The organism is Mangrovibacterium sp. (assembly GCF_059905295.1).
Genome location: NZ_JBZQJF010000077.1, coordinates 1 through 12,151 on the forward strand (window position 1 = coordinate 1; position 12,151 = coordinate 12,151).

Sequence of the window (12,151 nt, forward strand, 5' to 3'; positions counted from 1 at the left end):
CTTGAAGGTTGGCAGCCTGTGTTCCGGGGCGTGAGCTCGATATTAAGAGGTAGCGGCCATATTGAAATAGCAGAGATACCATGGACGGATCTTCATTTTGGTAAAAGGAGATGATGCGCTGGTCGGTTGGGATGGTATCTGTTCCGGGCAGTTGACTAAGGTCAAGCTTCACCCGGTTGAAGAGGGAGTGGTAATCGGCTGTATGTTTTTGTTTCAGGCTGTTCCAGTTGGCTTGTGCAGCCTTGCTCAGGATGCTTTCGGCTATTGCCTGGTAATCTTTTCCCTCGAAAGCGGGGGATTTGTAGGGACCGTTAAAGCTTGTTGCTGCCGAAACGAGGATGAGTGCTTCTTTGCCATGGACTAGTTGAATCCCCTCGTCCGAGACACCAACATTGGCGTTTGGGGCAATGACTTTAACATCGACCTGGGCAAACATCCCTTCACCAGTCCAGCCAGCGTAAACCCGGGCTTCGTCGTTGCTCACCCGATAGTTGGGCAGAATGTCTTTATCGGTTTTCACCACCATCTTAAAAACATCACCTTCAGCATGTACTTTATAGTGAAGGAGGCTTTTTAGACCCAGTTTGAAGTTGAGCGAATCGGGCACTGAAGCAGTCAGGTGGATGGCAATTACCTTATCGGGAAAGCTGGAGATCAGCTCCCGGGTGTATTGCACGCCGTTGTTTTGGTAATTGACCTTGGCTTCAGCATCCGAAATGTTTAGTTCGCGGGTATAGTTTTCCGGGTTTCGATGATTGAATTGAAGGGTGAGGTCGCCCAGCGGTTGGTAAGGCTCGCTGTAAGGACCCTGAATTTTACGGATTAGCTTATTGGCTTCGGCATATTTACGTTGCTTGACCAGTTGAGCAACCTTGTCGGCAACGCCTGCGGCATTCGGGTTGGTTAGGTCGCGGGGACAACCGGCCCAAAACTCGTCGTGGTTCAGTTTAATGATTTCAGTATCGGTACGTCCGTAGACCATGGCACCCAGTGAACCGTTGCCAATTGGGAGTGCTTCCATCCATTCGGAAGCCGGCTGATTGTACCATAATTTTAAAGCAGGTTTCTCTGTTTTGGTCTTGCAGGCAGCAAGTGCTAAAATGAGAACCAGGAGAAAGGTGATTTTTTTGAGCATGATTTGGTTTTATTGGAAAACTCAAAAATAGCCCAAAATGGGTTGGAGGGATTGTTCATTTGATAAGAAAAGGGTTAAGAAATGTTGCCAAAGCAGCTTTCTTAACCCTTTTAGGAGAATCTTTTGTGTTTTATTCAGCCATCTTGTAGACTTCGCTTCCGGCCAGCAGGTAGCAACCTAAGCCGTAATCCTCGAAGTCGGGAACGCTGGTGTATGTTACCGGCTGACCATCTTTCGGTTCTTTACCGGTACCTTGTACGTAGCCTAAGAAACCATTTTCATGTACGGCATCTTTAGCCATGGCATTCCATGCTTTTTGAATGATGGGTTTGTACTTGGCGGCGTCAACCAGGCCATTATTTACAGCCCAGGCCATTCCGTAAACAAACAAAGATGTTCCTGATGTTTCTTTTCCACCAAAGTGGTTTGCATCGTGCAGGCTACAGTTCCAGAAACCATCTTCGCGTTGCAGGTGAGTCAATGCTTCCAACATTTTCAGCAAGGTCGACTGGTATTCGTCGCGGTGCGGATCATTGGGAAGGATATCCATAACACGAACCAAGGCAGCAACAACCCATCCGTTTCCACGTGCCCAGTAGCAATCTTCGCCATTTGGTTCAGTGTACGGAGGCCGGAAGTCGGCATCGCGCCACCACAGGCTGTCGGCTTCATTCCAAAGGTCTTGAGTGACTTTGCTGTCCATGTACATCTCGTAAGCACGTTCGGAGTATGCGGTGTCGCCGGTTAGTTTTGCTAACTGAGCAAAAACAGGCATCCCCATTTGAATGGCATCAATCCAGGTCCAATCATCAATTTTATCGGTCACCATCATTGAATCGATTGATGCTTTGATGTCGTGTATCCGAACAGAATCCGGCTGAATATTATACAGGTCGATGTAAGTTTGACCACAGCATTGGTTGTCTGCATTGCGGGTTGTGATACCGTCGCGTAATCCCCATTTGTGGTTTTCGCCCCAGGATACAGCATAGTCGTAGAATGTTTTATCCTGATCAACCGAATAGAGGGCCATCAAGCCTTCGTAATACACGGCACGGGTCCAGATGTTACTGGGACGTTCCTTGTTGGTGATGATTGTTTTGCCGGTATCCGGCCATTTGTCCATGAAATATTTATTGGTCAGCACCATTTTGTCGAGCACTTCCTGTTTTGTCGGGAAGGTATCGGCCTTCGGCTGACAAGACATGAAGGTTGCGGCAAGGGCCAGGCAAAATAAAATTTTCGATTTCATTGTATAAGTGAGTTAAGTGTTTATTTCTTTATACATAGATACTAATTTCCGTCGGGTTTTACCACATCGGAAACCGGACTTAAAGGCCAAAAGAAGGTATTGTAATCATCCGGTTTGGCAGGGTTGAAGGTTTTGAAATCGTCGACTACGTATTTGGCCAGCTCCAGGTGTTGATCGAGGATACTTTGAACAACGCATTTTGCCAACTCGTATGCACCGTAAGCATTGAAGTGAGTGTTGTCAGCCAAATCTTTTTCCTGTCCCGGGAATGTGTGTGCCGGGTAGTGTACGAATGCTTTGGTTGAATTTTCCACACCTAAGGTCTCATAGAACACTTTAGTCATGGCATTCAAATCAATTAAAGGTACATTCTCTTCTTTAGCCAGCTGTCGCATGGCGTTGGGGTATTCCAGCAGGGTATTTTTAATTTTGCCGTTCTCGTCGAAGGCACGACGAGCAGTTGATGTAACCAAAATTGGAATACCGCCTCTTTTACGAGCTTCGTTCATATAGTACCGGATTTGTTCCTGGTAGGTTGTATACGGGTCGACATGGTTCCCGCCCGGCTTTTGGTCGTTGTGTGCAAATTCGATAAACAGGAAATCACCCGGTTTCATTAGGCTAAGCAACTTGGCCAGTCGGTTTTCACGACGGAAGGCTTTTAGTGTTTCACCCGATTCAGCATAGTTGGCAACAACAATATCCGGTTTCAGGAAGCGAGGGAACATTTGTCCCCATGATGCCCATGGTTCGTTTTCCTGATCGGTAACGGTAGAATCGCCGGCAAGGAAGATTGTACGCAGGCCATTGGCACTTTCAATAACGATCGACGAAACGCAAGGCTTCGGTCCGTTAAATTCGATATTCAAGCTGTTATCCCAGTTCAGGTAAGTCATTTCACGTGACTTGCGGTGAACCTCAAGTGAGTCATTAATGCGCGGTGTGCGAACATCAACAACAAATGTTTTGGTGATTACTTCGCCTTTAACGGTTTCAATGTTTTCCAGCATCAGTCGGCGGGATTCTGCTTTCACGGTTGTAGCTGTTGCTTCGTTCGGGGAGCCCAGCGTTACGGTAACTTTATAGCGGCCTTCCGGCAAATCTATCTTGAAATAGAATGGGCTATCAGAGGTCAGCCAATCGTTTGTCAGGTCACATTCGCCATCCGATTTTTCTGCTGTTACCGGTTTTTCACTAAGAATTCCGAATCCGTTTTCGGGTGTGTAGACCGTTTTAGCATCCACGGCTGTGAATCCTTTGTGAACGGCTCCGTTCCCAAGGTCAAATTTCCGAACAATATCCTGAGCTGAAAGCGTCTGGCTTCCAAGCAAGGCGATTGTTAGTATGAACGTTAGTTTTTTGAATAGTAGTTTCATGTGTCTAAATTCTTTATTTGTTCTATGACTGCAACGGAATTACTTGCTACTGCCTTTAACTCCGTTATCCTGGTATTTAATCAATTTTAATGCCGGTTTTACCGGTGATTTCATTTCGTCGCCGATATAAAAACCAGGATGAGGAGGCTGATTGTAGGCTACATTTTGCCAGGCAATGCTCAACCGGTAAATAGGGTCCTGCATTAAGGTAACAAAACGATGATTTGTAGGGATTGTCGTGGTGTAAACCCGTAACGACTGGTTGTCGCGAGTACGCCAAATCACCTCTTCGCGCCAGTCGCCAAACAGGTCGGCGCTTAAAACAGGGGTTGACTTAGTACCGTTGTTGCTCCAGCATTCTTTGGCTTCCACGATGGTTTTTAATTGCTCATTTTTCCAAATCCACTTCATGATGCGGTTTTTATCGAGCAGCTCACGAAGCAAGTCGCCATCCCACCAAACTGCAAAGTTACAGGTTCGTGGTGTTGTTTCGCTGATTTTCTTGCCTTGAGCGCTCCACATGCCTTTTACTCCGGCACCAAAGGCCCAGCATTCATTTCCCGGATAACGAGGATCTACGTTGAACGCAACACCGCGCCCCGGGCCCTCTCCTTTGTCCATTCCGGTTTCGTCAGCATGAACGGATGCCACTTTCCAGAGAATTTTACCGGTCTTTGCATCGCGGAAGTTCAGACCTGCATCATCAAAACGTTCCTGAATGTTGAAAACTTCCAGTCCCGGATGAGTTGGGTCGAGGTCTGAAAAATGCAAGGCATCGGCATGGCCTAAGCCGGTAGAATAAAGTCCTGTGCCATCCTGATCGATAACAGCTGCGCCATAAACGATCTCATCAAAGCCATCATTATCCACATCGCCAACACTCACACTGTGGTTTCCTTGTCCGTGAAAAGCACTGTTGCCAGGGGTGCCATCGTCGCTATCGAATAACCAGCGTTTGGTCAATTTGCCGTTCTGCCAGTCGAAAGCTGCCAGTGTAACACGGGTATAGTAACCGCGGCACATCACAATAGACGGATGAATGCCATCGAGATAAGCGACACAGGCCAGGTAACGTTCCGATCGGTTGCCACGTCCATCTCCCCAAACTTCTTTAAGTTGTTGAGGTGTCGGGTTATCGACTGTCGGGTGCCGGCGAGGTTCAAACGGGATAGTTGCCATTGCGGCGCCTGTTAGTCCGTTAAATACGGTCAAGAATTCCGGTCCTTCGAGGATATGTCCTTTTTCGTTTCGGTGATCAGCTTTTGAATCACCAATGGTTTTTCCCATGCCGTCGACAGTGCCGTCGGCTGTTTTCATCACAACCTCAGCACGTCCGTCGCCATCAAAGTCATAAACCAGGAATTGGGTGTAGTGAGCTCCTTCACGGATGTTTTTGCCGAGGTTGATGGTCCATAGCAAGGTTCCATCCATTTTGTAAGCTTGAAAAATCGGCGGATCCGTTAGCCCGTTTTGGCTGTTGTCGTGTCCGCGGCCAGTCATATGGACAACCAACTCGTAATCGCCGTCACCATCCAGGTCGGCAGCCGAAGCGTCGCCGGGTGAGTAGTTCTCCGGTGTATGAAGCGGAATGGTGAACCAAGGATGACTATTGGCTGATTTTTCATATTTGAAAGTGCCGTCGGCTTCTTGTTCCTTGTTGTTGATCACCGGCTTAATCAGGTAAGTATATTCGCCGTCAGTCAACTTGCTACAGTCCATGAAGCATGTTGCTTTTGTTAAGGGTTGATCGTTCAACTTGATTGGAGCCTGAGTTTTCGATTTCCTGTAAAGGTTGAAGGCTACCTGATCGGCATCAGAGTACAACAAGCGCCAGCTCACCAAAACGCTGTCTTGTCCGGCCGGTACAGCAACCATTCCCCGGGTTAGGTATTCCATTTGTCGTTGGGCCTGAGTAGTAGTGAGCCCAACAACAAACAGAATTACTGTTAATAGTAGTTTCATTGTAGTAGGTTTAAAAGTCATGTTTAGCCCTTAGTTCGGGATTGCAACATAGCCTGAAAGCTGGCAATTGTCCATATTCTTTAATTGGCGGGCAAGAGTCAGTGCATTCAGACGAGCACCAAACACGTTGGTATGTGTATGATCTTTCGGGAAGAAGTTTTTCACGATTTTTGGTCCCATAGCTTCGTATTCCTGGGCAACAACATTGTTCAGGTCGATGAAGAAGGCACCTTCGGCTTTTGCTGCCTGTGCTGCCCATCCTGCATAAGAGTCTGCGTTACGCTCTACTTTACCATCGTTCCAGATGTTGCGAGGAATCATGCTGACTACAATTGGGATTGCACCTTTGGCTTTGGCTTCGTCAATGTATTTTTTCATGTACCAACCATAAGTGTGAACCACTTCGATACTGTCATTCTCACGAGTAACTTCCTGAGTTTCTTCACCCATTCCTTTTAGGGAACCTCTGAATTTTGCTTTGTCGATGTTACCGCTATCATTGTGACCAAATTGCATCAGTACAAAGTCACCTTTGCCCAGTTTGGCGAGTACTTCTTTCCAAAGACCTTCGTAACGATAGGTGCGGCTGCTACGTCCTCCGCGCGCTTTATTGATAACTTCTACGCGGTTGGTATCCATGTATTGAGGTAATTCAACGCCCCAACCAACAATTGGCTTTTGCCCTTTTGCCACTGTGGAGTCACCAATGATGAAGACTTTTTTCCGGATCGGGAAGTTCAGCACCGGATTGGCCAGCAGGTAATCTTTCAACCAGCAGTTATCCAGTTTTTTGATGCCTTCAACGACTTTGCTGGCCGATAAAGAGGCTCCTTTAGCAGTCGTGTGAGTATGATCCCAGTCCCAAAAATAGGTTCCGGTTACTTTTGCTTCACCAATTGTATCTAAAACATCGGCCATCTTCGCGTTTAGGTCGATGAATGGAACTTCTTCCAGTTCGGCAATTTCTTTCGCCCATTTTCCGTAGTCCTCATTGTTACGGACTATTTTTCCGTCTTTCCAGATGTTACGTGGAATTGGAGCGACAACAATTGGGTGAGCGCCTTTGGCTTTCGCTTCGATAATATACTGACGAATATACCATCCGTAAGAATGGACAATCTCGTGTTGCCCGGTCAGCATGTTGTCAATTTCCTTGGTTTCTTCGCCAATACCTTTAAAGGTACCCCGGGCACGAATGGTATCGTTGATCGGACCATTATCGTTGTGTCCAAATTGCATCAGTACATAATCTCCGGGTTGCAGTTTGCGAAGCACTTCATCCCACAAACCTTTGCTGCGGAATGAGCGGCTACTTGTTCCTCCCAGAGCATGGTTTTCGACATTAATCTTCGTACTATCGAAATACTGTTGGATTGGATCTCCCCATCCCCAGCGGCCGGTAGCACCGTCGCCATGGCCATGTTTTACGGTTGAATCTCCAATGATGTAGAGACTGGTCTTTTGTGGTGTACTTTCTTCTTGTTTCTCTCTCTTGGTTTGACAGTTAGTCAATAAAAGGACTAGTAGACTAAGGGTTAATAAACGAATCATGATTTGTTGTTTTATTTGGGCTTGTGCCCTGAATATTATTTGTTTGAAGTTTTTAATCGGTCTGTTATTGCAAAAACAAAAGGTGAGGCAGTTTGGTAAGTTCCACCTTGTGAAGTTACAAATAAATGGGTGGGTTTACCTTGTTGCATCAGTATTTGAGGCCGTTCGAACCGGCCGTACTTTTTCAAATGGGGTGGTGCCGGAGGTTGTTCAAAATAGTGAGAAGTTCCAAAGTAACTGATCTTCGGCTCTGACCAATGGATCCCATCTTCTGATTCTATAATAATTCCTACTTCATGATCGAAGCGACCCATGTCGCGGGCGAGCATGTAGAATTTACCGTTTTCTATAAAGACATTTCCATCTTCCAGTTGGCGATTATTGCCCAATTTTGAATAGTCGATAATCGGATTTTTACTGTATTTGGAATAAGGGCCTTCGGGATGTTTAGCCACGGCCAGTCCGTACTTTCTGTTTCCCCTTATTTTGGGATCCACCGGGTGTTCGTATTCTTCGGTGTTCCACGATTTGTAGTACAGCCAACATGAGCCATCGGGGTAATTGATGAATGATGGGTTGGAGGTGCAATGGTCGTCCCAGGCGCCAGGTTCACCAGCTTCCAAAATCGGATGATCCATCCGTTTCCAGGGACCGTTCAATGACTCAGCTGTTGCCAGCCCAATCCGTTTGGTGTTGGTTCTGCCATTTGAGTTTCCCATGTAAAACAGGCAAAATTTGCCTTGGGAGTATTGGATATGGGGATTGTGGCAGGTTGTGGCATCCCAGAACCCTTCGCCACGTGGTGCCAGGATGGTTTCAATATTTTCGTAAGGCCCTTCGGCTTTGTCTGCAACAGCGTGTGCAATTTCACTCCCTTTAATCCAACCACCCATTCCTTTTTGCGAATCCCAGCGTGAAAAGAAAACATGAAACCGGCCATCGGCATCGACAATTGGACTACATCCCCAAACGTAATAACCTTCCAGCTCCAGTATTCGGCCGAGTGGTTGCAATCTTTTCGAGAAGTCGGAGATATCTTCCTTCCGATAGGTGCCTTCATCCTGATTCCAAAGGTTTACCCCCGGAACCATTAAAAGACTTCCGGCAGCAAAGGTTTGTTGTATGAATTGGCGTCGAGTGCTCATATTAGTTTCAGGTTTCCAGTTCCAGGTTTTAAGCGTTTGATGTTGCTTTATTAATAGACGTATTTTGTGCTACTTCACCCTATTCAACGTTACGCTCAAAAGTCCAATAACCAGATCATTTGATAAAGTACGTAGTCGAATGCTCTTCAGTTCCTTTTTCGGGTTCACCGGCAAGTCAAGCAAGCTGGCTGCACCGCCTTCAATTTTTATCGTTTTATTTTTCGAAAGAATGGGATAGCTTTCCATATGCCATTGACCTGTTTTTAAGTATAAACGGGGTGGTCGTGGTGCCGGTAGCTTAAAGGCATAACCATCCTCATAATAGTCCTGTTCGATTGGCCACCAGTTGTCCGGACTTTTTAATTCGAGTGTATCTTTGCTGCCGTCGGCATAGTTAACTTCAATTAATCCGTTGACCATGTTAATTCGCATGTGATGCACTGACCCGGCCATTAACAGGTAGGCGTGAGAAGCTTTGCCATTCAAAGGAATTGTACTGCTTTCGGGATAAACATCCCATTGCGAGGTGAAAACAATGTTTTTGGTTTCGGTAGAAGGGGTGCTGAACGGAATACCTTGCGGTGAAACGATCTGTCCCGTTTTTTCCGCAGCTTTCCGTAGACCGCTATCGTCAATTTCTTCGGTCTCCTTGTATGAACACCAGTCACCAATTCCCTGAATCGGTATTGAAAGTGTAGGGTAGGGTGAACGAGGAGATGTGTATTGCTCGTTGAAGATATGGGTTATACGATCGTTGAATTCATCATTAAGGGAAATGGTTTCGAACTGACCTTTAGCTGATATGTTCCAATTTGTTATGTTGGCGCTGAAATTGCCTTGCTTTGTTTCTAATGAAACCGGATTAGTTCCGGGAACCAGAAAGTTTGCAGGGACTGTAATCATTGCCGATTTTTCGCCTGCCGGGAGCTGCAGTTTTTGTTTGTAGCCATTCAACACTAATATTCCCTTGATTTCCTGTTTCGAGTTATTTTGAAGTGAAAACTCTAGTTTGTTTTCAGGCTGGTTTTTATCGAATAGGAATTCAACAGGCTCTTTCAATTCAAAAGAAATGGGTTGCCACCAGCATAAGTTTTCCTGTTTCAGTTTTACGAAGAAGGATCTGCCGCCTAATTCTCCCGTTATGGAAGCGTTTAATTCCTTCGGTTTGGTTTGAAGGCCTTTGAGTACCCCTTGCGGATCGTTGACCTCCAGGATTTGTGCCTGCTTTGTATTCCGGGAAAACTGATCTCCTACTGCCAGTACAGGAGCATTAGTGATGGCCTCAATCGGTGAGGTTCCCCAAACAATTTCAATGTTGTATTTCTCAGTTTTCGGAGTTTTCAGTACAATTACCGGCTTGCCAATTGCTGTTGTGTCGCAGGTCCAGCTTGCATCTTGTCCGTTTACTTTTACGGACCGGACATCACTACTTCGAGCTTTCAGTTCCAGCTTTAGTTGAAGTGGCTTTCCAAATCGGTTTTCAACGGTGTAGTTATCAGTCAGGCCGCTGCGTTTGAAATCGACTTTCAGGTAGGGAGTTTCCATTTGGGCATATTCCCATTCGGACGGCCAGCCCGGTTTTAAGTTGATTTCGTCCTTCATTAAGTTTGGAGAGAAGCCAAACAAACCTTCAACAAATACGCGGGAAGCCACACCAATCGGATCGGCAAAGTCGCGGTAAAGCTCTCCACGGAAAGCATCGTAGTACGAAAGTTGACCAAAATTACCGGGGCAACTTCCCATAAACATGTAGTCGAGGAAACTGCCTTTCGTGAGTTGAAAAGCTTCGGCTGATCTGCCGCTTTCCCAATAGGCCAGGGCAGTATGTAGTACTTCTGCCAGGGCAACATTGTTGATCGACCAGGTGTAGGGCATCCAGTTGGTTGTTGAGATGGTGTAGAAACCCTCGGGTACGCCTTTGCCTTTTATGGGAATTCGAGGTATTTCCCGATCGACATATTCGGTGCTTTGCCAAGCCTGGAAAGGATCAGCTAAGTCTTCATCAATGGCATGGTAAATGGTCCAAACAGCAGCTGACGGATGGATGCGCTGCAGGCCTAAAAGATCTTTGTATTCGGCAAACCAGCCTTTGGAGGGCATCCACAGTTGGGTGTTTACTGCCTTTTTTATTTTCTCCGCTTCGGCAAGGTAGGGAGCCGGATCTTTTCCAACAATTGGTGCCAACTCGGCCGCCATGAGGTTGGCCCGGTAGTTATAAGCAGAGGAATGGGTGACGCCTCCACCGCTGTACTCAAGAGCATCGCTTGCCCAGATACAGCAATAGGCATCGTAAAGACCGTCGTCATTGGCGTCGAAGTTGCGTTTTTCCCAAGCCAGGTGGCGTTCCAATACTGGCCAGCTTTCGCGGATGAAAGCGGTGTCGCCGGTCCACTGGTAATGCCAAAGTAGTTGGCTGATGAACACCAGGTTCATATCGTAGTGGTGTGGCTTACTTTGTTTCCCTGGGTTACGGCTTATATATCCACTTGTAAACAGAGCGGTTCCTTTTTCTTCTTTTTGGCGGGACAGATGTGTTTTAGGATCCGGGACGCTCGGGCCTGAAGCCGGTTCAGTGTATTGGGCTTTGAAATAGCCACGAAAATGGGTTTCTGCACGGTCGGGCCAGCCCAGCCAGTCGGCAGCGTAGGCTCCTCGCCAACCATTTAGTGGCATACGCCAGGCTACAGCTCCGTGCATAAATGCGTGGCCATCCCAAACGCCATCAGCAGCAGCAGCCAGTGCTGATCCTGCAGCGTTGATGTATTCGTCGGGCGTGTTTATTTTGAAATGATTTGCCAGTTCTAGTCGCGCTTTTTCTGCTTTTTCAAAAAGAGCGGCTAACGAATTGTAAGCAGGTTTTTCTATTGTTTCAGGATTGACGAGCAGTAGGTATTCCGGCTGCTTGTCTTTCAGTTTCAGCTGCCCGCAGGCTGCAGGAGCATCCTTTGCTTCACTATTGAAAAAGGCATCCGGTGTTTCTTGTTGAGACGCATCGCCTAGTTTAAGCTCACATCCTTCAGGAAAGAGGCCGAATAGTTTCTTTTTGCTTTTTAGTCGGGTGCTTTCCAGTTCTTCGGGGGTCGGTTTATAATCATTCTCATACACCTCATTATCCGAGAGGGAACGTTCAGCCCCGTAAAAGAGGTCAAATTTGTTGTTTTTGAGGAAATATTCGTCGGTGGTGCATTTATCGGCAGTTAGGTAGAAAACCGATTCCGGATCGGCACCCAAGTCCCCTTCGCGTGAAAAACGCTTGTCGGAGGCAGCACCAAATGCAAAGAATAGTTTAACATCGTCCGGCACATTCTCTCCTTCGATTTGAAGAATCATGCCGTCAGCATCAGGAAGCGCCAGTAATTTTAGTTTTAGTTCCCCTTTTCCTAACAGTTTGTCGGTAATGCTGTAACGCATGCTGCCGCTGTTGTAGCGAGCTTCGATGCGATCTGCATCAATCAGCCACTTCGATGTTTCCCCGTTTTGCAAACCTAAGCGAAATGTACCTCCCAGTCGAGGCATGTAGAGGCTGAACTCGGGTAAATCGCCGGCTTCAACCCGAAACCCGGTATTTGAGCCATACAGAGCCCGGTTAAAACGTTTGTCACCATTTACGATGACAAAATCACCGTGGTCGGGTGTATAACGTAAGGTTCGTTCTGTTTCCGACCAATGTTTGAATGGTGTCTGTGCCGAAGAATTGAACGAGAATAGTATGAAAAAGGAAGCAATAAGC

The 12,151-nt window shown here is 46.8% G+C and carries 7 protein-coding genes; all 7 read right to left on the minus strand.

The genetic code is table 11. The annotated features are described in order from the left end of the window. Nucleotides 1-1,135, minus strand: a 1,135-nt coding sequence (locus AC37HE_RS04230) for a glycoside hydrolase family 95 protein (protein ID WP_500781538.1), incomplete at its 3' end; no start/stop codon positions are given. Nucleotides 1,136-1,265: 130 nt separating this feature from the next. Beyond that, on the minus strand, nucleotides 1,266-2,387 hold the full coding sequence (locus tag AC37HE_RS04235; RefSeq protein ID WP_500781539.1) for a glycoside hydrolase family 88/105 protein: 1,122 nt from the start codon (nucleotides 2,385-2,387) through the stop codon (nucleotides 1,266-1,268). Nucleotides 2,388-2,428: 41 nt separating this feature from the next. Further along, the gene (locus tag AC37HE_RS04240) at nucleotides 2,429-3,763 is read right to left on the minus strand and encodes a rhamnogalacturonan acetylesterase (RefSeq protein WP_500781540.1); all 1,335 of its coding nucleotides are present in this window, start codon (nucleotides 3,761-3,763) and stop codon (nucleotides 2,429-2,431) included. Between the two features lie 39 nt (nucleotides 3,764-3,802). Further along, nucleotides 3,803-5,725, minus strand: coding sequence for a rhamnogalacturonan lyase (locus AC37HE_RS04245; RefSeq protein WP_500781541.1), 1,923 nt, complete (start codon nucleotides 5,723-5,725; stop codon nucleotides 3,803-3,805). Nucleotides 5,726-5,755: 30 nt separating this feature from the next. After that, entirely contained in the window at nucleotides 5,756-7,276 is a 1,521-nt protein-coding gene (locus AC37HE_RS04250) for a rhamnogalacturonan acetylesterase (RefSeq protein ID WP_500781542.1), read from the minus strand. 35 nt (nucleotides 7,277-7,311) lie between these two features. Beyond that, a complete protein-coding gene (locus tag AC37HE_RS04255) occupies nucleotides 7,312-8,421 on the minus strand; it encodes a glycoside hydrolase family protein (RefSeq protein ID WP_500781543.1) in 1,110 nt (369 codons plus the stop codon). Between the two features lie 69 nt (nucleotides 8,422-8,490). Next, nucleotides 8,491-12,151: DUF4450 domain-containing protein (locus AC37HE_RS04260; RefSeq protein WP_500781544.1), on the minus strand; the 3,661-nt coding region annotated here is incomplete at its 5' end.

What these genes read in the sequence shown, in the direction of transcription:
- AC37HE_RS04235 (WP_500781539.1), bottom strand. Translation starts at nt 2,387, where the DNA reads ATGAAATCGAAAATTTTATTTTGCCTGGCCCTTGCCGCAACCTTCATG.
- AC37HE_RS04245 (WP_500781541.1), bottom strand. Translation starts at nt 5,725, where the DNA reads ATGAAACTACTATTAACAGTAATTCTGTTTGTTGTTGGGCTCACTACT.
- AC37HE_RS04240 (WP_500781540.1), bottom strand. Translation starts at nt 3,763, where the DNA reads ATGAAACTACTATTCAAAAAACTAACGTTCATACTAACAATCGCCTTG.
- AC37HE_RS04255 (WP_500781543.1), bottom strand. Translation starts at nt 8,421, where the DNA reads ATGAGCACTCGACGCCAATTCATACAACAAACCTTTGCTGCCGGAAGT.
- AC37HE_RS04250 (WP_500781542.1), bottom strand. Translation starts at nt 7,276, where the DNA reads ATGATTCGTTTATTAACCCTTAGTCTACTAGTCCTTTTATTGACTAAC.